The organism is Nocardia nepalensis, from assembly GCF_048910785.1.
Taxonomy (GTDB): domain Bacteria; phylum Actinomycetota; class Actinomycetes; order Mycobacteriales; family Mycobacteriaceae; genus Nocardia; species Nocardia nepalensis.
On record NZ_JBKBET010000005.1, the window covers coordinates 229,142 to 248,830 of the forward strand.

19 protein-coding genes and 1 tRNA gene are annotated in these 19,689 nt (G+C 67.1%); 8 read left to right on the plus strand and 12 right to left on the minus strand.

What is annotated here, in order from left to right:
• Window positions 1-35 precede the first annotated feature (35 nt).
• The gene (locus ACHQ4I_RS05380; RefSeq protein WP_420770543.1) at window positions 36-1,403 is read right to left on the minus strand and encodes a dipeptidase; all 1,368 of its coding nucleotides are present in this window, start codon (window positions 1,401-1,403) and stop codon (window positions 36-38) included.
• Window positions 1,400-1,585, minus strand: a complete 186-nt coding sequence (locus tag ACHQ4I_RS05385) for a glutaminase (RefSeq protein ID WP_420770544.1) — start codon at window positions 1,583-1,585, stop codon at window positions 1,400-1,402. Before ACHQ4I_RS05385 ends, ACHQ4I_RS05380 begins: the two co-directional genes overlap by 4 nt.
• 232 nt (window positions 1,586-1,817) lie before the next feature.
• On the opposite strand from ACHQ4I_RS05385, the gene gad reads away from it, so the two are divergent.
• Window positions 1,818-3,227, plus strand: coding sequence for a glutamate decarboxylase (gad, locus tag ACHQ4I_RS05390; RefSeq protein ID WP_420770545.1), 1,410 nt, complete (start codon window positions 1,818-1,820; stop codon window positions 3,225-3,227).
• Window positions 3,228-3,392: 165 nt separating this feature from the next.
• Here gad and ACHQ4I_RS05395 read toward each other — a convergent pair whose 3' ends face one another.
• Together ACHQ4I_RS05395 and ACHQ4I_RS05400 are read right to left on the minus strand one after the other, a co-directional pair.
• Window positions 3,393-4,094: a DUF2334 domain-containing protein gene (locus ACHQ4I_RS05395; RefSeq protein ID WP_420770546.1), complete on the minus strand. Its 702-nt coding sequence runs from the start codon at window positions 4,092-4,094 to the stop codon at window positions 3,393-3,395.
• Between the two features lie 199 nt (window positions 4,095-4,293).
• On the minus strand, window positions 4,294-6,477 hold the full coding sequence (locus ACHQ4I_RS05400) for a S9 family peptidase (protein WP_420770547.1): 2,184 nt from the start codon (window positions 6,475-6,477) through the stop codon (window positions 4,294-4,296).
• On the opposite strand from ACHQ4I_RS05400, the gene ACHQ4I_RS05405 reads away from it, so the two are divergent.
• On the plus strand, window positions 6,476-7,270 hold the full coding sequence (locus ACHQ4I_RS05405; protein ID WP_420770548.1) for an oxidoreductase: 795 nt from the start codon (window positions 6,476-6,478) through the stop codon (window positions 7,268-7,270). The two genes, ACHQ4I_RS05400 and ACHQ4I_RS05405, sit on opposite strands and share 2 nt — an antisense overlap.
• A 42-nt stretch (window positions 7,271-7,312) precedes the next feature.
• On the plus strand, window positions 7,313-8,356 hold the full coding sequence (locus ACHQ4I_RS05410) for a DUF2330 domain-containing protein (protein ID WP_420770549.1): 1,044 nt from the start codon (window positions 7,313-7,315) through the stop codon (window positions 8,354-8,356).
• 317 nt (window positions 8,357-8,673) lie between these two features.
• Here ACHQ4I_RS05410 and ACHQ4I_RS05415 read toward each other — a convergent pair whose 3' ends face one another.
• The 4 genes from ACHQ4I_RS05415 to ACHQ4I_RS05430 form a co-directional block, all read right to left on the minus strand.
• Complete coding sequence (locus ACHQ4I_RS05415; protein WP_420770550.1) at window positions 8,674-9,096, minus strand: HIT family protein; 423 nt, start codon at window positions 9,094-9,096, stop codon at window positions 8,674-8,676.
• A 51-nt stretch (window positions 9,097-9,147) separates the two neighbouring features.
• Window positions 9,148-10,569, minus strand: a complete 1,422-nt coding sequence (gene purB, locus ACHQ4I_RS05420; protein ID WP_420770551.1) for an adenylosuccinate lyase — start codon at window positions 10,567-10,569, stop codon at window positions 9,148-9,150.
• Window positions 10,570-10,575: 6 nt separating this feature from the next.
• Entirely contained in the window at window positions 10,576-11,214 is a 639-nt protein-coding gene (locus tag ACHQ4I_RS05425) for a TetR/AcrR family transcriptional regulator (RefSeq protein ID WP_420770552.1), read from the minus strand.
• Window positions 11,215-11,343: 129 nt separating this feature from the next.
• Complete coding sequence (locus ACHQ4I_RS05430) at window positions 11,344-12,510, minus strand: pyridoxal phosphate-dependent aminotransferase (RefSeq protein ID WP_420770553.1); 1,167 nt, start codon at window positions 12,508-12,510, stop codon at window positions 11,344-11,346.
• 137 nt (window positions 12,511-12,647) lie between these two features.
• Between ACHQ4I_RS05430 and ACHQ4I_RS05435 the strand changes: the two genes are divergently transcribed.
• Window positions 12,648-13,634 carry a M23 family metallopeptidase gene (locus ACHQ4I_RS05435; RefSeq protein ID WP_420770554.1) on the plus strand — a complete coding sequence of 329 codons (987 nt, stop codon included), beginning with the start codon at window positions 12,648-12,650 and terminating at the stop codon, window positions 13,632-13,634.
• Between the two features lie 60 nt (window positions 13,635-13,694).
• On the opposite strand, the gene purD is transcribed toward ACHQ4I_RS05435, so the two are convergent.
• Window positions 13,695-14,966, minus strand: a complete 1,272-nt coding sequence (purD, locus tag ACHQ4I_RS05440) for a phosphoribosylamine--glycine ligase (RefSeq protein ID WP_420770555.1) — start codon at window positions 14,964-14,966, stop codon at window positions 13,695-13,697.
• A gap of 202 nt (window positions 14,967-15,168) precedes the next feature.
• Between purD and ACHQ4I_RS05445 the strand changes: the two genes are divergently transcribed.
• Both ACHQ4I_RS05445 and ACHQ4I_RS05450 read left to right on the plus strand, forming a co-directional pair.
• Window positions 15,169-15,543, plus strand: a complete 375-nt coding sequence (locus ACHQ4I_RS05445) for a PH domain-containing protein (protein ID WP_420770556.1) — start codon at window positions 15,169-15,171, stop codon at window positions 15,541-15,543.
• Window positions 15,544-15,694: 151 nt separating this feature from the next.
• Window positions 15,695-16,120, plus strand: a complete 426-nt coding sequence (locus tag ACHQ4I_RS05450) for an HIT family protein (RefSeq protein ID WP_420770557.1) — start codon at window positions 15,695-15,697, stop codon at window positions 16,118-16,120.
• Window positions 16,121-16,238: 118 nt separating this feature from the next.
• Here ACHQ4I_RS05450 and ACHQ4I_RS05455 read toward each other — a convergent pair.
• The 3 genes from ACHQ4I_RS05455 to ACHQ4I_RS05465 form a co-directional block, all read right to left on the minus strand.
• Window positions 16,239-16,310: transfer RNA gene (locus ACHQ4I_RS05455), tRNA-Thr, on the minus strand.
• A gap of 109 nt (window positions 16,311-16,419) precedes the next feature.
• Window positions 16,420-16,662, minus strand: coding sequence for an MbtH family protein (locus tag ACHQ4I_RS05460; protein ID WP_011207082.1), 243 nt, complete (start codon window positions 16,660-16,662; stop codon window positions 16,420-16,422).
• Between the two features lie 129 nt (window positions 16,663-16,791).
• Window positions 16,792-17,625 (minus strand): alpha/beta fold hydrolase, encoded by an 834-nt coding sequence (locus ACHQ4I_RS05465; RefSeq protein ID WP_420770822.1) that lies wholly within the window; start codon window positions 17,623-17,625, stop codon window positions 16,792-16,794.
• 186 nt (window positions 17,626-17,811) lie between these two features.
• Between ACHQ4I_RS05465 and ACHQ4I_RS05470 the strand changes: the two genes are divergently transcribed.
• Entirely contained in the window at window positions 17,812-17,982 is a 171-nt protein-coding gene (locus ACHQ4I_RS05470; RefSeq protein ID WP_169338030.1) for a hypothetical protein, read from the plus strand.
• An 87-nt stretch (window positions 17,983-18,069) separates the two neighbouring features.
• Complete coding sequence (locus tag ACHQ4I_RS05475; protein ID WP_420770823.1) at window positions 18,070-19,626, plus strand: alpha,alpha-trehalose-phosphate synthase (UDP-forming); 1,557 nt, start codon at window positions 18,070-18,072, stop codon at window positions 19,624-19,626.
• Window positions 19,627-19,689 lie beyond the last annotated feature (63 nt).

Consider the following 19,689-nt stretch of genomic DNA (forward strand, 5'->3'; position numbering starts at 1 on the left):
TCCTGCGCGAGCGCATGGCGATCGAGTGACCAGCTCTAGCGGCCCTGTTCGGCGTACGTGGTGAGGAAGAGGGCTTCCGCGAGGGCTATGTGCTCGATTTCGGTGGGGTCCACGCTCTCGTTGGGGGCGTGGATCAGGCATTTCGGTTCCTCGACCCCGAGCAGCATGATCTCCGCGCGCGGGTAGGTGTCGGCGAAGACATTGCACAGCGGGATCGATCCGCCCTGCCCCTGTGTGGTCGTCGCCCGGCCGTACGACGCGGTGAGCGCGGCATCCATCGCGGTGCGTGCCGGACCGCCGCTGGCCGACCGGAACGGCGCGCCGGTCGACTCGGTCTCCACCGTGAGTTTGGCCCGCCACGGTGTATTCGCCCGCAGGTGCGCGGTCAGCAGTTCCAGCGCGCCGTCCGGATCGGTGCCGGGCGGAATGCGCAGGTTGAGCCGGGCCCGTGCCGCGGGCTGAATGGCCGCCGATGAACCGACCACCTTCGGCGCATCGATGCCGACCACCGTCAAAGCCGGTCGCGCCCAGAGCATATCGGCGACAGTGCCGTCACCGGTGAGTTCGACGCCGCCGAGCACGCCTGCGTCGGCACGGAATTGGTCCTCCGAGTACTGCACACCAGGCCAGCGTTGGTCATTGGGCAGACCGGCCACCGTGGTGTTGCCGTGTTCGTCGCGCAGCGATGCGAGCAGGTGGATGAGCGCGGCGAGCGCATCGGGGGCCGGACCGCCGAACATGCCGGAATGCATGGGCCCGGCGAGGGTTTCGACGGTGACGATGACATTCACACTGCCGCGCAAAGTCTCGGTGAAGGTCGGCACCCCGGCGGCGAAATTGCCGCTGTCACAGACCAGAATCGCGTCGGCGCGCAACAGATCCGGGTTGGCCTCGACGAATCGTTCGAGTCCGCCGGTGCCCTGCTCCTCGGAGCCCTCGGCGACCAGCGTTACCCCCAGCGGCAGGTCCGCGCCCAGCGCCCGCAGCGCGGTCAGGTGCATCACGATATTGCCCTTGCAGTCCGCGCTGCCGCGCCCGTACCACCGGCCGTCCTTCTCCGTCAGCTCCCAGGCCGGGGTGCGCCAGGCCCCGTCGTCCAGCGGCGGCTGCACGTCGTAGTGGCAGTAGAGCAGTACGGTCGGCGCGCCTTCGGGCGCGGAACGGGAGGCGATGACCGCCTTACTGCCGTCAGGTGTTTCGTGCAGGCCCACCTTTGTCAGACCCGCCGCGGCGAACGCATCGGCCACCCATTGCGCGGTCCGCTCGCATTCCTCGGCCGGGAACTGTCGCGGATCGGCCACCGACTTGAACGAAACCAGTTGGGCGAGATCGGTTTTCGCCTGCGGCATCAGGGCGGCCACCCGTGCGCGCAGGGCGGCGGTACGAGGATCCTCGGAAGTCATGCCAGCGCCTCACTTGGTCGTATTGCAAACGGCAACGGCACACTAATCCGGGACAGCCGCAATGCCGCGCCGACACCACTCTTACGCGGCAAACCTGTCCGATATGCGAATTCGCCCTCGTCGTAGATGCCGCGGGCGGTCATCGACTCGCTGATGCGCGTGGCATCGCCGCGCTCCAGCAATCGGGAGCGCAGACCGCTCCACCCGAGCGGGATCGACGACCTTGCCGTCGGTGCGGGATTTCGTAGCGGACATCACTTGCTCTGTGACATGCTGATAGTCCATATATTGAAGCGTAATCAGCTAGCACCCATAGGGTCTCGCTGAATGTCTAAGCGACACAGCTAGTTTCGAGTTCCAGGTAACTGGTATCAGCTGTTGCCAAACAATTGCTGCGAGTGCGCTGGAGGCGAGATGGCTTTCAACCCGGAATCCGACGATATATTCGCGATGCCAGCATTGGACCGGACCGCGCCCAAGGGCGGGTTCCCGGCTCCCGAGATACTTCCCGACATCGCCTACGAGATCGTGCACGACGAACTCATGCTCGACGGCGTATCCCGGATGAACCTGGCCACCTTCTGTACCACCTGGGTCGATGACAAGGCGCGCCGATTGATGGCCGAATCCCTCGATAAGAACATCGTCGACAAGGACGAGTATCCGCAGACGGCGGAGCTGGAGCGACGCTGCGTGCGGATGGTGGCCGATCTGTGGCACGCCCCCGATCCGGCGCGCACGCACGGCACCTCGACCACCGGATCCAGTGAGGCCGCGATGCTCGGCGGGCTGGCCGCGAAGTTCCGCTGGCGCAAGCGCGGCGGCACCGGCACACCCAATTTCGTCTGCGGTCCGGTCCAGGTGTGCTGGGAGAAATTCGCCCGCTACTTCGATGTGGAGATCCGGCAGATCCCGCTGCGCGGCGATCGGCTCACCATGCGTCCGGACGATGTGGTCGCGCACTGCGACGAGCACACGATCATGGTGGTGCCCACCTTCGGCCAGACCTTCACCGGACTGTTCGAGGATGTCGCGGGCATGAGCAAGGCCCTGGACCAACTGCAGTCGGTCAGTGGTCTGGATATCCCGATCCACGTCGACGCCGCCAGCGGCGGCTTCCTCGCACCATTCACGGCACCGGATCTGATCTGGGATTTCCGGCTGCCGCGGGTCAAGTCGATCAATGCCTCGGGCCACAAGACCGGCCTCGCCCCGCTCGGCTCCGGCTGGGCGATCTGGCGCGAAGCCGCCGACCTGCCCGGCGAGCTGATCTTCAATGTGGACTACCTCGGCGGCAGCCGGCCCACCTTCAACCTCAACTTCTCCCGACCCGGCGGCCAGGTGATCACGCAGTATTACGACTTCATCCGCCTCGGCCGCACCGGCTATACCCGGCTGCAGTCGGCGATCTACCACGTCGCCCAGTATCTGGCCGAGGGCCTGACCAGGCTCGGGCCCTTCGAGATGATCCACGGCGGCAATCCGCATCATGGCATTACCGCGGTGTCCTGGCGGCTGCGCGGCGACCAGGATTTCAACCTCTACGACCTGTCCGATCGACTCCGCACCCGCGGCTGGCTGATCGCGGCGTATCCGCTGCCCGCCGACCGCCAGAACGAGACCATCATGCGCGCGGTGATCCGACACGGATTCACCCACGACATGGCGGATCTGCTGCTCGCCGATATCGTGCGCGGCCTCGAACAACTGGCGAAGCATCCGGTGTCGACCTCGCTCACCCGCGCGGAGGCGGGCGGGTTCACGCACAACGCGACCGCGGCCGTGCCGACCGAGAAGGCAACAGCGGTCGGGGCGAAGTCGTGACCACCCGATAGACAGGGAAAGTCCCGCACGCCGAATAGCTCTGGCGGAGCATCGATTCCGCCGCCGCCCCATTCCGCCGTGCGCCGCCGCCCGGTTACGCCAATGCGGGCGGCGGCGCCGCTCGTGCGGCGGTGCCGACCACACCCCCTACACGGCTCGTGCCGATCAGGCCGCCCTGGCGGCGGTGAACGGCTCCCAGCGGTACACCTCGCTGGCCGCGCCGTGGAACAGCGCGAGATCGACCGCGTCGAGCATGGCCTGACGCGGACCGGAGCGGCCGAGCTGCGCGGCGGAAACGGCCAGGCGCAGCACGCCGCCGCGGCGCGCGGTCCGCGCCGCGCCGAGCACCAGCGCTCGACACCACCACGGCTCGGCGCGGAAACCCTCCCCGATGCCGTAGACGCGCGCCTTCTGCGCGATATTGCGTTCGAGATCGAGGATCGAGGTCAGGCCGAGCGCGAGCCGGAAGCCGACCTCGGGCAGCGCCTCGATGGCGCCCCCGGAGGCATCCCAGCGCGGGGCCGCGAAGAGCCGGGTGCGCAGTTCGACCTGTTCCAGCACCCGGTCCGCGGCGGTGAGCCGCAGGCGTGCCTCATGCCTGGGCAGCGTGGCGAATTCGGCCCTGCGCCGCTTGGTCGCCGCCTGGTCGTAGCCGTGCAGCACGATCGCATCGCCGCGGGCCCGGCGCCCGCGCAGCCAGGACTGCGTCGCCGCATCCTCGACCAGCCGGTATCCGCCCTTCAGCCGCGGCGCGACCAGCAGCGAAAGCCGCACATCGCGGCGATCCATCTCGGCCGCGAACTCGATGGCCGCATCCCGCGTGGTGTCCCGGATCCCGGAAATCGACACGATCAGCTCAGCGTTCATGACCTCACGGTGCCAGCCGCAGATGTACTCGGCGTGCAGGGCGGATGACCCGCCGACGAACACTCCGTCACACCGGCATCGCGCTCACATCAGGGATCAGCTATCTCGATCAGATCTTCGCGGCGCTGACCGCCGCCAGCTGTCGGCGAACTTGGTACCCGCATCGTGAGCGGCCGGGCGAACCGGCCGCTCACCGAACCTATGCGTCGGCGAGGCCGAGGGTGTCGAGGACCCAGGCGTATTCGAAGCCGACTTCCTTCCACTTCTCGTAGCGGCCGCTGACGCCGCCGTGACCCGCGCTCATTTCGGTCTTGAGCAGCAGTGGTGCGTCACCGGTCTTGGTGGCGCGCAGTTTGGCGACCCACTTGGCGGGTTCGACGTAGAGGACGCGGGTGTCGTTGAGGCTGGTGATGGCCAGGATCGCCGGATAGTCCTTGGCCTCGATGTTCTCGTAGGGGGCGTAGGACTTCATGTAGTCGTAGACATCCTTGTCCGCCAATGGATTACCCCATTCGTCCCATTCGATGACGGTGAGCGGCAGCGATGGGTCCAGGATCGAGGTCAGCGGGTCGACGAAGGGCACGTTGGCCAGCATGCCCTTGAACAGTTCGGGCGCGAGGTTCGCCACCGCGCCCACCAGCAGACCGCCCGCACTGCCGCCGTCGGCGACCAGCCGGTCCGCCGAGGTGACGCCGGTATCGATGAGATGTCTTGCGCAGGAGACGAAATCGGTGAAGGTGTTCTTCTTGGTGAGCGTCTTGCCGTGCTCGTACCAGAGCCGTCCCATTTCCCCGCCACCGCGCACATGCGCGACCGCGAAGACCATGCCGCGATCGAGCAGCGAGAGCCGCGACACCGAGAACGACGGATCCATGCTGGCTTCGTAGGAGCCGTATCCGTATAGCAGCAGCGGTTTCGGGCCCTCGGGGAGGTCCTTCTTGCGCACCAGCGAAATCGGGATCCGGGTGCCGTCCGCCGCGACCGCCCAATCCCGGTGCTGCTCATAGTCGTTCGCGTCGTACCCGCCGAGCACCGGCTGCTCCTTGCGCAGCAGCAACTCACCGGTCGCGGGCACATAGTCGAAGACCTGCATCGGCGTGATGAACGAGGTCAGTCCGATCCGCAGCGTCGGCTGCTCCCATTCCGGGTTGGCGCCGGAACCGACCGCGAAAAGCTCCAGTTCGATTTCGAGTTCGCGCAGCTCGCCGTAGCCGGACTCGGTCAGCGGCCAAATGGCGACCCGGGTCAGGGCTTCGCGGCGGTAGCTCAGCACCAGATGGCTGGCGAACGGGTCGATATCCTCGAGCCGCACATCATCGCGGTGGCCGATCAGCAGCGTCATATTCGACGGATCCGATACCGGGGCCTCGGCGAGCACGAAGTTCTCCGCCTTCACCCCGTCCACGACATCGTTGTGCAGGATCAGGAACCGGTCCTCGCCACCGACAACGGCGTGTTCGGCGGAGTATTCGACGCCCTCGCGCCGGGGCAGGATGACCCGGAATTCCCCTTCCGGATTATCGGATTCGAGCACCCAGCCCTCGGTGGTGATCTTGGAGCCGACCCAGATCATCAGGTACTTCTCCGAGCGGGTCGCGCCGATGCTCACCCAGTAGCGCTCGTCGGGCTCGTGGAACACCTTGACGTCATCGGCCTTCGGCGTGCCGAGCCGGTGCCGCCACACGGTGTCGGGCCGCCAGGATTCGTCGACGGTCTGGTAGAAGACGTGCGTACCGTCCAGCGACCAGGTCGCGCCGGGCGCGGTGCCCGCGATCTGGTCGGCCAGCACCTCGCCGGTGCGCAGATCCTTGAACCGCAGCAGGTAGCGCTCGTCACCGCTGGTGTCCACCGAGTACGCGAGCAGAGTGCCGTCGTGGCTGATGGAGAAGGCGCCGAGCGCGAAGAAGTCGTGGCCCTCGGCGAGCTGGTTGCTGTCGAGCAGCACCTGTTCCCCCGGGATCTCGGTGTCGACCTCGAGTTGCGGCGGGGTCCAGGCGTCGATCCCCTCGGCCGCGGCATCGATCGGACAGCGGCAGTGCACGCCGTACTGCTTGCCCTCGAAGCTGCGCGAGTAGTACCAGTACTCGCCCATCCGGGTCGGCACCGACAGGTCGGTCTCCTGGGTGCGCGCCTTGATCTCGTCGAAGATCTTGTCCCGCAGCCCGCCGAGGTGCCGGGTCTGCGCGTCGGTGTAGGCGTTCTCGGCCTCCAGGTAGGCGATGACCTCCGGGCTGTCCTTATCGCGGAGCCACTCGTACTCGTCGATGAAGACATCGCCGTGATGCACCCGCTCGGTGCGCACCGTCTTGGCGATCGGGGCCGTCACCACCGCCGATTCATCGTCGGGGCTGGTGATCGTTCCGGTTCCACTGTCGAGAGCCATGGGCTCCACCCTACTGTTCCGGTACTTCTCCGCCCGCCGACCGGATGATCTCGTCGAGTACTTCACAGGCCCGGTGCATATCCTCGAGCGCCCGGCCGATGCGCCCGCGCTCCCGCATGAGTTGGTCGACGAGGAACGGGTTGGCGGTGGCGTTCGGTGTGCCGTCGGCGTCATGGGTGCACGGCAGCAACTGCGCGATGGTGTCGCTGCCCAGGCCGGCGGCGAACATCTGCTGGATCCGGATGACGCGGTCGACCGCCGATTCCGAGTATTCGCGCTGGCCACCGGGGGTGCGCTCGGATCCGAGAATCGCATGCGGGTGCCGCTGGCGATCGTCGACGCGGTCGCCGGGGCCGTCGGCTCGCGGCGCACCGCGATTCGCCTGTCACCGGGCAACCTCCAGTTCAATATGCGCGAGGACGATCCCGCACCGCTGTATCGAGCGCTGGTGGCCGAGTTGGACCGCCGTGACCTGGCCTATCTGCATCTGACCGATAACGACGACTATCCGGCCCTCGCCGATCTGCGGCCCCGCTGGCACGGCACGCTCATCGCGAATATCGGCGAGAACCGCAAGCCGACCACCGCGGTCGAGGCCGAAGCCGTGCTGCGCGACGGCCGCGCCGATCTGGTGTCGTTCGGACGCGCGTTCATCGCCAATCCCGATCTGGTGGAACGGATTACGCACGATCTGCCGTTGGCGTCGATCCGCGAGGAGCTGCTGTACGGGCGCGACGCGGCGGGATACAGCGACTATCCGCGCTGGGAGCCGAGCGCGGCGCGGTGCGCATGACAATGCGGCTGCACGGCCGCGAACCCCAGTAGGCTCGCGGCCATGCGTGCCACAATCGCGGTTCGTCTGTTGGCCGGTGCGGGGATGCTATTCGCCACGGCCGGAATCGGTGCGTTCGCACCGGCTTCCGCGTGCGCCTGCGGCGGGGTGGCCAATCCACCCGGCCACCCGGCCTCGGTGCGCGAGGAGACGGCGCTGGTCGGCTGGGATGGGCGGCGGGAGACGGTGCTGATGCGGCTTTCCCTGCAATCCGGCACCGACCGGGCGGCGCTGATCGTGCCGACGCCGAAACCGGCCACCGTCGCGGGCGGCGACGTGGCGACCTTCACCGAGTTGCGGAATCTGACCGCGCCCCGGATCGTCACCCAGCGCCGATGGTTCCCCCCGATGTCCGGGAACAGCGCCAGCGAGGGCGCGACGAGCGCTCCCGGCGCCGGCCCCACCGTTCTCGACCGTGTCCAGCTCGGTCCGCTGGAGGCGACCACCCTGTCCGGCGGTGACTTGGTTGGTATTCGAAAGTGGCTGAGCGACAACGGCTATGAGATGCGTCCCGAGGCGACCGACACCCTCGAGCCGTATCTACGCGAGGGTTGGTCGTTCGTCGCGATGCGCCTCACCAGTGCCCGACCGCTCGACGGTGCAATAGATCCGGTGCGCCTGAGCTTCGATTCGGATCGATTTGTCTATCCGATGCGCATGTCGAGCGCCGCGAAACAGGCACAGTACGTGCATCTTTACGCGCTCGCGGAGCACCGCCTGCGGCGCACCGACCCCGATGCCGACACCCAGACCATGAACGTCGACTTCGCGGGACGGGTGACGACGGCGGATCGCGAGCTGGCACCGCTGATGACGAATGGCCGCAACTACCTGACCGAACTGCGGGTTTCGATCGATCGCCCCGCGGATATCCGCTCCGACTTCACCTTGGCGGCCGACGCCACCGACGCGGAGGTCTACCAGACCGTCTACCGAACCGAGGACGTCAAACTGTTCGGCCTGCCCGCCGGCATTGTCATTCTCGGCGCGGCCTTCGTGGCCGCGATCGCCGTGGTAGTCGCCATCGTCCGCGTGCTGCGGGCCTGAACGAGCCGAGACCTCATCCGGCCGAGCCTCGTCACCGGGTGCGCCCGTGAGAACGGCATCGAGCGGTCCCGGATAGCGAGCGTCCAGATCGCCGCGGCGCAGGGAGACCATTCGTCCTCGCATTGACCGTCTACGCGGTCTCATCGCTGGCCGGTGGGCTGGCCGACGGTCCGGCGATGATCATCGTCGCCAGGGCGGTCCAGGGCATCAGGGGCGCGCTGCTGCCCTCGACTCTGGCGCTGCTCGATACCAGGAGTGGGTTCCGGTGGGGCTGTAGTCGATTCGGACTCGTATGTTCAGGGCGCGCAGGCGAGGGCTCAGCGATCGAGCGCGCCACGGATCGAACTCGCCAGATAGTCCAGGTCGGCGCGGCGCGGACTGGTCGGCCGCCCACGCAGCCCGAACCCGTCACCCGGCGTCCGCGGAATGACGTGCAGGTGCACATGGAATACCTCTTGACCGGCGGTCACCCCATCGGCCAAGAAGAAGTTGACTCCATCGCACCCCACCTCGCTGGCCCGCAGCGCACCCGCCAATTTCTGTCCCACCTGGAACAACTTCCCCCCGACCGCCGGATCCAACTCCGCGAGACTGCGCGCCGCCACCTTCGGCACCACCAGCAAATGCCCCGGCGTCATCGGCCGAATATCCATAAACGCCACCACATCATCGTCCTCGAACACCCTGCTGGCCTCCGCCCGCCCAGCAACAATGTCGGCAAAGATCGTGTACGGATTCACGGCAACCACTATCGCGGGTCCCCGATCTGCGACCAACTCCGGTGCCGGGCGCTACAGGATCGGGGATGGGGTGTAGCGGGCGGCATCGGGGTACTGGGCGACGAGCTTCTGGACGGCGGCGACGACATCCGAGACTTGGGCCTCGGCGGCGCCGATGAAGGCCGACTTGTCGACCAGGGCCGCGTCCAATTCGGCGCGGTCCAGGGGGAAACGCGAGTCGGCGGCCAAGCGGTCCAAAAGGTCGGGTTCGCGGCCCTGTTCGCGCATGGCGAGGGCGACGGCGACCGCGTGTTCCTTGATGACCTCATGGGCGGTTTCGCGGCCGACGCCCGCGCGCACTGCGGCGATCAGCATGCGGGTGGTGGCGAGGAAGGGGAGGTAGCGATCGAGTTCGCGGGTGACGACGGCGGGGTAGGCGCCGAATTCGGCGAGGACGGTGAGGAAGGTTTCCATCATGCCGTCGATGGCGAAGAAGGCGTCCGGGAGTGCGACGCGGCGCACCACCGAGCAGAAGACGTCGCCCTCATTCCATTGCGCGCCAGCGAGTTCGGCGGCCATCGATGCGTAACCGCGCAGCACCACCTGCAGGCCGTTGACGCGCTCGCAGGAGCGGGTGTTCATCTTGTGCGGCATGGCCGAGCTGCCGACCTGGCCGGGCTGGAAGCCCTCGGTGACCAGCTCGTGGCCCGCCATCAGCCGGATGGTGTGCGCGAACGACGACGGGCCCGCGCCGACCTGCACCAGCGCCGACAGCACGTCGTGGTCCAGCGAGCGCGGATACACCTGGCCGACACTGGTCAGCACATTCGCGAAACCGAGATGCCGCGCGACCTGCTGCTCCAGCGTCGCCAGCTTGGCCGGATCACCGCCGAGCAGATCGAGCATGTCCTGCGCGGTACCCATCGGGCCCTTGATGCCGCGCAGCGGATAGCGGTCGATGAGCTCGCGCAACCGGGTCAGCGCGATCAGCAGTTCGTCGGCCGCGGAGGCGAACCGCTTGCCGAGCGTGGTGGCCTGGGCGGCGACATTGTGCGAACGGCCCGCCATCACCAGCGTCTGATATTCGGCGGCCCGCTCCGCCAACCGCGCCGCGACCGCGACACCGTGCGCGTGCACATGCTCGAGCGAGAGCCGGATCTGCAGTTGCTCCACGTTCTCGGTGAGGTCGCGGCTGGTCATGCCCTTGTGCACATGTTCGTGCCCGGCGAGCGCGTTGAATTCCTCGATGCGCGCCTTCACGTCGTGGCGGGTGACCCGCTCACGCTCGGCGATCGAGGCGAGGTCCACCTGGTCGATGACCCGCTCGTAATCGTCGATGACGCCCGCGGGCAGGTCGATGCCGAGTTCGGACTGCGCCCGCAACACCTCCAGCCACAGCCGTCGCTCGAGCACGATCTTGTTCTCGGGCGACCAGAGATGCACCAACTCGGGGCTGGCGTATCGGGTGGCAAGGACGTTCGGAACGAGGGTCACGTCCAGTCAGTCTAGTGTCCGGAACCTATCGACTTGCTGCGGCGTCGCGGGCGCGACGATATCGATGACCTCGAGCAACGCACCGCGCGCCATTCGCCTTGGCTCCGGGTCCATTTCGCTCAGCGCCGCCACCACGGCCCCGTCGACCACCGCGACCATCCGGCGCAACTGCTCCGGCCGGACCGCCCGATCGGAGCGGCGCAGCACGTCGGCGAGCAATTCGTCGAGCTGCGCCCTCAGTCGTAGCTGCACTTCCCGCAGTTCCGGATGCCGCGCCGAGGCCACCGAGCGCTCGTAGCGGGCGATCAGCTGCCCGCGCGCGCCCTCGTCGTGCCCGTCCGCACCCACCAGCAGGTCCAGCACCAGATCGACGGTCGCCTCGGCGCCGCGTCGACGGTGACTCACCTCGCCGACCCGGCGGCGCATCGCGTCCAATTCCGCATTGCCGCTGAACTCGACCGCCCGCGCTATCAGATCATCGAGCGATTCGAAGTAGTACGTGGTCGACGCCAGCGGAAGGTCAGCGCGCGTCGCGACCGAGCGATGCCGGACCGCATCGAATCCGCCTTCGAGTAGCAACTCTGCGGCGGCCGCTACCAGAGCCTGGCGACGCCGTTCGCCTTTCGGGGTCGTCGCGGTTATCACCGTGCCATCGTGCCAGTCATCATCAGTTCATCCGTGCGAAATCAGAGAGGAAAAGCAGAGAGTGAATGTTTTACCGTATCCGCACCCGCTGGGTGACGAACTGTGCAAACTCGTTGGCGGACAGCGTGATCAACCACGCAGATAGTGACCGAGCCGAACGAGTGCCGCCTCGATGTCCGCGGTGGCCCCGGCGAAGGAGAAGCGCACGGTGCGGTGTCCGGCCGCGGTGTCGAAGTCGACGCCGGGCGCCAATGCGACTCCGGTGTGGTCCAGTACGTCGGCGCACCACTTCCTGGAGTCGTCGGTGAGATGGCCGATATCGGCGTAGGCGTAGAAGGCGCCGTCGGCCGGGGCCAGGTCGGTGATGCCGAGTCTCGGCAGGCCATCGAGCAGCAGTTGCCGATTCACCGCATAGCGCCGCACGTGACCGTCGAGTTCTTCCTTGGCCTCGGCGCCGAACGCATGCAGCGCCGCGTATTGCGAGACCGCGGGCGGACATACGGTCATATTGGACGCGAGCCGTTGCAGCGCGGGCCGCAATCCGCTCGGCGCCAGCATCCAGCCGAGCCGCCAGCCGGTCATCGAAAAGTATTTGGAGACCGAACCGATAACCACCGATTCGCGCGAGGTCTCCCAGGCCGATGACGTCCGACCGACACTGACGCCCTGGTAGGTGATGCCGTGATAGATCTCGTCGGAGATCAGCAGGGTGTCGTGCGCATCGCACCAGCGGGCCAGCGCGGCGAGCTCATCCGGGTCGATCATGGTGCCGGTCGGGTTGGCCGGGCTGGCCACGATCAGGCCCGCGGGCGGTTCCGGCAGCGCCTCCAGCATTGCCACGGTCGGCTGGAATCGGGTTTCGGCGCCGCAATCGAGTTCGATGACGCGGCAGCCGAGTGCGGCCAAGGTGTTCCGGTAGGCCGGATATCCGGGCCGGGCCACGACAACGGTATCCCCGGCGTCGAACGCGGCCAGGAAGATGAGGGTGAACGCACCGGAGGATCCGGTCGTCACCACCACGTCGTCGGGGTCGACCGCATATCCGTAGGTATCGCGATGGTGTTCGGCGATCGCCTCGCGCAGCGGCAGAATGCCGAAAGTCTCTGTGTAACCGAGCAATTCGGATTCGATCGCCGCCTTCGTCGCGCGTAGCACCGGGGCGGGCGCCGGTGTGGACGGCTGCCCGGCCGCCAGCACCAGCACGTCACCGTGCGTCCTGGCCCGTTCCGCGGCAGCTTTCCAGACATCCATCACGTAAAAAGGTGGAATGGTCGACCGGCGAGATTCTCTGGACACCCGACGTACGGTAGACCGTCCCGTACCTCGCCATCTCGCCGATACTCGGCTTTGTCGTACTCGACAAGCACCGAAATGCGACAGGCCGCGTGGTTCGGCATGTGCCCAGCACGTGGCGCGGGTTATGGTCGGCGTTAATGCTTGACAAGGCTCGCCGCGCGCGGCTGGACCGAGTAGCTGGGGTGGGTGGCATCGGTGTCATTCCGCCCGATTGGCGTGCCGAGCTGCGGAAACGACGTGATGCCGAGCTGCGCGCGCTGCCGGGGCGGGCGCGGTCGGTGCTCGGTGAATGCAAGGACGGACTTTTCTGGCTGCGCCGGCAACCGCCGCCCGATCTGCGCGCACTGTGGGAGGGACGACCTCAGCCCGATTATCGCGCGCTACTGCGTAAGCATCGGATCCTGATCGCCGGGGTCACCGCCACCGCCATCCTCGCCGCGGCCGACTCATCGTTCACCTGGGGCAGCACCGATCGCACACCCGGCCCGGACGAGGCACAACGCGTCGTTTTCGCCTATCCGCAGCAGGTGCAGTCCACGCCACCGTCGGTGAAGCGCTACCTGAACGCCATCGCCAATGGCGAGCGCATTCGCGAGCAGGAGGTGGTCGCGGCGGCCGCCCGCGCGACCTTGGAACGCGCAAAGGCCGAGGCCGCCGCGGCGGTCTCCGGGGAGTATCAGCCGTGGATGGCGGGCAGCGCGCCGGTCGTCACCGCTGGTTCGGTACTTCCCGGTCTCACCGGCATGGTGCTGCCGACGCGCGGCACCTTCACCTCCGGCTTCGGCTCGCGCTGGGGCACCTTCCACAACGGCATCGATATCGCGGGCCCGATCGGCACCCCGATCTACGCCGTCGCCAGTGGCACCGTCATCGACGCGGGCCCCGCGCAGGGCTTCGGACTCTGGGTGCGCATCCGGCACGACGACGGCAGCATCACCGTCTACGGCCATATGTACGATTTCTTCGTATCCGTCGGCGAGCGCGTGCCCGCGGGTATGCAGATCGCCCGCATGGGCAACCGCGGCGATTCCACGGGTCCGCACCTGCATTTCGAGGTGATCATCAACGGCCAGCACGTCGACCCGCAGCAATGGTTGGCGGCGCACGGGCTCACCTTCGGCTGAAATATTGGCAGCGCCCACGGCGCTGCGTGTTCGCGGCCGCGATCGCTCTGTGGGGGATCGCTAAACAGAAATACGATCCTCGACCGCCGCGAGGCCGATGTCGGTGCGGAAGTGGCTGCCGGGCAACTTGATCGAGGCAATCCGGTCGTAGGCGTGCGCGCGGGCCTCGGCCAGATCCGCGCCGACGCCGACGATGCTCAGCACGCGCCCGCCCGCCGAAACCAGGGCACCGTCCTCGCGCAGTGCCGTACCAGCGTGCAGCACCGCGGACGAGTCCTCGGCAGTGCCCTCGCCGGCTCCGGTGATCACATCGCCGACGCGGGGACGACCCGGATAGTTCTCGGCGGCGATCACGACGGTGACGGCCGCGCCGTCTCGCCAGCGCGGCGGTGCGACCTCGGCCAGAGTGCCGGTGGCGGTGGCGTTCAGCAATTCGCCGAGCGGGCTGTCCAGCAGCGCGAGCACGGCCTGGGTCTCCGGATCACCGAAGCGGCAATTGAATTCGACGACGGCGGGACCGGCCGCGCCGATCGCCAGACCCGCGTAGAGCAGTCCGGAAAAGCCGCTGCCGCGCCGCACCAGCTCGGCGGCGACGGGCTTGACGACATCCTCGACGATCGCGGTAACCGTCTGCTCCGGCAACCACGGCAGCGGCGTGTACGCGCCCATCCCGCCGGTATTCGGCCCGGTGTCGCCGTCGCCGACGCGCTTGTGATCCTGCGCGGGCAGCAGCGGCACCACAGTTTCACCGTCGACCAGGCAGAACAGCGAAACCTCCGGGCCGTCCAGGAAGGATTCCAACAGCACCGGATGGCCCTGTTCGAGCAGTTCGGCACCGTGATCGCGGGCCGCAAGGCGGTCGGCCGTGACCACCACACCCTTGCCCGCGGCGAGTCCGTCGTCCTTGACCACCCAGGTGGGGCCGAATCGATCGAGTGCGGCGTCGAGTTCGGCCGGGTTGTCCACGATCTCGCTGTGCGCGGTGCGGACCCCCGCGGCCGTCATGACGTCCTTGGCGAAGGCCTTGGAACCCTCGATGCGCGCGGCCGCGGCCGACGGACCGAAACAGGCGATGCCCGCGGCGCGGACCGCATCGGCGACGCCGAGCACCAGCGGCACCTCGGGCCCGATCACCACCAGATCCGCGTCCAGTTCGGTGGCCAGGGCGACAACCGCCTCGGCGGAGCACGGATCGACCGCCTTGACCTGCGCGTGCTGCGCGATCCCGGCATTGCCCGGCGCCGCGAATAGCGCGGTCACCGCGGGGTCCCGGCGCAGGGCCAGGACGAGGGCATGTTCACGGGCTCCGGAACCGATAACGAGTACGCGCACGGGCAACAGCTTAGGTTGTCGCCAATAGTGGCTGACCAGGAGTCCGACGACCCGCTACTCGCGGTTCATCACCTGTACATCGACTCGCGCCGACTCGCCGTCGAATTTCCTTACAGCTCACCCCGATGCGGCGAGCGGCGTGGATGATTGTTGGGAGGGGGATGCAACAGCCGACCTAAACCGCGCAAAGGACGTGCTGACTATGGGTCTGATCGACGGACTGATGGGAAATGCCGGGCGGATCGATCCCGGCAGGGCGCAAGGGGAATACGCGAAACTGATGGGCAACGGTGAACAGGTCTACGCCGCGTATCTGCTTGTCCGCGATGCGATTCTGTTCACCAACCGCCGTCTCATCCTGGTCGACAAGCAGGGTGTAACCGGCAAGAAGGTGAGCTACCACAGCATCCCCTACCGAGCGATCACCCACTTCTCGGTGGAAACCGCTGGCACCTTCGACCTCGACGCCGAACTCTGCATCTGGATCTCCGGTTCCCATGAGCCGGTCCAGAAGCGGTTCAACCGCCAGGTCGACATCTACGAGGTGCAGAGCATCCTGTCCCACTACGTCGCCTGACCGCAGGCCTGCGCTGCCGGACCCACGTCACCAGCAGCTCGAGGAACTTCTCGGCGGTCCACCGCGCGGCATCCGGTCCCATCTGCTCCGGTTTCGCCGCGGCGGCACGCCCGAACCACCGATCGGGAACCCTCGGCGTAGCCTGCGGTGCATGGCTTCTGTTTTCAGCGCGATCATCGAGGGCCAGCTGCCGGGCCGATTCGTCTGGGAGGACGACGAATTCGTCGCCTTCCTCACCATCGCCCCCGTGACGCAAGGGCACACGCTGGTGGTCCCCCGCAAGGAGATCGACCAGTGGCAGGACGTCGACGCGGACACCTTCGCGCGGCTCAACGCAGTAGCCCAGAAGATCGGCCGAGCGGTCCGCCACGCCTGGGACGCCCCTCGCGCCGGCCTCCTCATCGCCGGACTGGAAGTCCCCCACCTCCACGTCCACGTCTTCCCGGCCTTCACCATGGGCAACTTCGATATCTCGGGCGCCAACCACCACCCCACCCCCGAATCCCTGGACGAAGCCCAAACCAAGATCAAGGCCGCCCTGCGCGACCTGGGCTACGGCGCGAACGTCCCGGACTGAACGCCAACGCCCCGGACTGAAACAGATAAAGGGTGGTCGGTGCGCAATCATGCGCGCTGACCACCCTTTTCAGTGCTTAGCCGTGAACGAGCGCGCCGTAACCGACGCGCTCGACTCGAGCCCCCTGTCAGGATTGAACTGACGACCTTCGCTTTACAAGAGCGGTGCTCTACCACTGAGCTAAGGAGGCGGAAGCGGTGCCAATCATAACCGGACACGCCAGCTGCGTGACACCGGCTTACGGTGCCACGCAGTGACGGTTCAGCAGTGAGCCCCGGCGCAGTATCGAAAACCGGGGGTCAGGACTGGGCGCCCTGACGGGCCGCGTCATCGGCGGCCATCGCGTCACGCAGGCTCTTCGGACGCATATCGGTCCAGTTCTTCTCGACGTACTCGACGCACGCGGCGCGGCTGTCCTCACCGAAAACGACTCGCCATCCGGCCGGAACCTCCGCAAAGGCGGGCCACAGCGAATGCTGTTCCTCATCGTTGACCAGAACGAAGAAGCGGCCGTCTTCGTCATCGAAGGGATTGGTGCTCAATTTCACCTCACTGGATACTGGCGCGTGTACGGGATTGCCCTTGGCTCATCCAGCGCTGTTCGAGCGCCGGAAGCTCCCCGAGCGTTGTGTCGACCCTAGCAAGGCAGACGTTACGCGTAGGCGGTTACCTCAGGCCGCGAAAAAATCGAGCAGGATCTTGTTCACCGCTTCCGGACGCTCGAGATAGCCATAGTGCCCCGCATCAGGAACTTCCAGGTAGCGCGCACCGGGAATGGCCTCGGCAACCTCCCTGGACAAATAGGGCGGAATCATTCGGTCATCGGCGAATCCGATGGCCAGGCACGGCACTCGGATGCCACGATAGGCGTGCACCCGGTCGAAATCGTGGTCCATCCGGCGCTGGGCGCGGATGCCCGGCGTCACCGGACCGCCGGTGAATTCGAACAGGTCCAGCCAGTCGCGGGCGGCATTCGGGTCGGCCATGGTCGCGGGCGACATATTCATCACCGCGGTCACCGCGGCCTCGTACTTCGCGGGCAACTGGACCCCGCTGGCGTCGAGTTCGTGCTCGCCGAGCGAGAGCGTCTTCTGGAACTGGTCGAGGCGGCCGTGCGCGGCCATGAATACCGCCTTGCGCACCAGCTCCGGACGCGCCAGCGCGAGTTCCTGGGCCACCCGTGCGCCCATCGAGGTGCCGACCACCAGCGCGGGGCCCTCGTCGAGCAGTTCGATGAGTCCGGCGGTATCGGCGACCAACTGATCGAGGGTCATGCCACCGGCCGCCTCGAACGAGGGCTTGATGCCGCGGTTGTCGAAGGTGCAGACCCGAAACCCGGCCTTGACCAGCGCCGGGACCTGATGCAACTCCCACACGCGCCCCGGGCTGCCCGTGCCCATGATCATGACGACGAGCGGCCCCGCACCTTTCACGTCCGTGCCTCTGGCCCGGTCGCCCTTGACTTGGTAGTTGAGCGAAATTCCGTTCACCGTGGCCAGCGGCATATCGACCCTTTCGTGGAGTAGGTGCTGAGTTTCCACGGTATAGGGCCGGGTCTCCAACGCACATACGGCGCCTAGGACGGAGAACGTGTCGGAGGTCACCGGTATCCGGGTGCGGCGCACTCCCACCGGCTCCAGATACCATTGACTATTCGCACGTACGAGCGTACTGAGCCGGGAGGACAAGAGATGGCCGCGAAGAGCAGCGCGAACGACATCGCGGACGACGATCTGGAACCACTCGCCGACGAGACCGCCCGTCAGGCGCAGCGAGTTGTCGCGGCCTACGCGGAGGATGCCGACGAATGCCGGATGCTGCTGTCGATGCTCGGCATCGGGCCCAATTCACGGGGCGAGTAGCCACCGACACGACGTCAACGAAGCCGTCGAGTATCCGATAACTTCAAGCGGGAACAGCGACGCGCAAAGGATGCGTGAGTGGACCAGATGACCGACCAGCCGTCCGACGACTCCGAACACGCCATTCCACAGCCACCATCCGAACCCGCCACGGCCGAAGAGAACGGGGCGGGCTCCGGCTTCGTCGTCGTCGCCAACCGGCTCCCGGTCGATCTCGAGAAACTGCCCGACGGCTCCACCCGGTGGAAGCGCAGTCCGGGCGGTCTGGTCACCGCGCTGGAGCCGGTGCTCCGCAATAACAAGGGGTCCTGGGTCGGCTGGGCCGGCGTTCCGGATGTCGATATCGACCCGATCATCGAGGACGGCCTGGAGCTGCATCCGGTGCCGCTGTCCGCGGCGGAGGTCGCCGACTACTACGAGGGCTTCTCCAACGGCACGCTCTGGCCGCTCTACCACGATGTGATCGTGCGCCCGGTCTACGACCGCGCCTGGTGGGCCGCCTACGTCACGGTGAACCGGCGCTTCGCCGAGGCCACCGCGAAGGTCGCCGCCGAGGGCGCCACCGTCTGGGTGCAGGACTATCAGCTGCAGCTGGTGCCGAAGATGCTGCGGATGCTGCGGCCCGATCTCACCATCGGGTTCTTCCTGCACATTCCGTTCCCGCCGGTCGAGCTGTTCATGCAGATGCCATGGCGGACCGAGATCATCGAGGGCCTGCTCGGCGCCGATCTGATCGGCTTCCACCTGCCCGGCGGTGCGCAGAACTTCCTCTTCTTGGCCCGCAGACTGGCCGGACAGCCCACCTCGCGCGGCACCGTGGGTGTGCGCTCCAAACTCGGCGTAGTGCAGGTCGGCTTCCGCACGGTCCGGGTCGGCGCATTCCCGATTTCCATCGCCTCGGCCGAACTCGACGAGCATTCGCGCCGCCGCTCGGTGCGCGAGCGGGCCGCGAAAATCCGTGCGGAACTGGGCAATCCGAAGAATATCCTGCTCGGCGTCGACCGCCTGGACTACACCAAGGGCATCGATATCCGCCTCGCCGCGCTGGAGGAACTGCTGCTGGAGGGCAGGCTGGACCCGGCCGAGACCGTCATGGTGCAGCTGGCCACCCCGAGCCGTGAACGGGTGGAGAGCTATATCCAGATGCGCGGCGATATCGAGCGTCAGGTCGGGCGCATCAACGGTGAATTCGCCAGGGTTGGCTATCCGGTCGTGCACTATCTGCACCGCCCGATCCCCCGTGACGAGCTCATCGCCTTCTTCGTGGCCGCCGACGTCATGCTGGTCACCCCGCTGCGCGACGGCATGAATCTGGTCGCCAAGGAGTACGTGGCCTGCCACAGCGGCCTCAACGGCGCCCTGGTGCTGAGCGAATTCACCGGCGCCGCAGCGGAATTGCGCCAGGCCTACCTGTGCAACCCGCACGACCTCAATAGCGTCGAGGACGCCGTGGTCTCCGCGCTGGAGGACGACCGCGACACCCGCCGCCGCCGGATGCGCTCGCTGCGCCGCCAGGTGCTCGCCCACGATGTGGACCGCTGGGCGCGGGCGTTCCTGGAGGCGTTGGCCCAGGGCCAGGTCGCCGGCAGCGCCCTGCTCACCGATGACGATGTGTACCCGGAGTCCCGGTCGCCGCGGCGGTGACCGGGACCCATTCACAGGAATCACCCAGCTGAGGTCCAGACAGTTCCCAGTCGATTGCCGGAC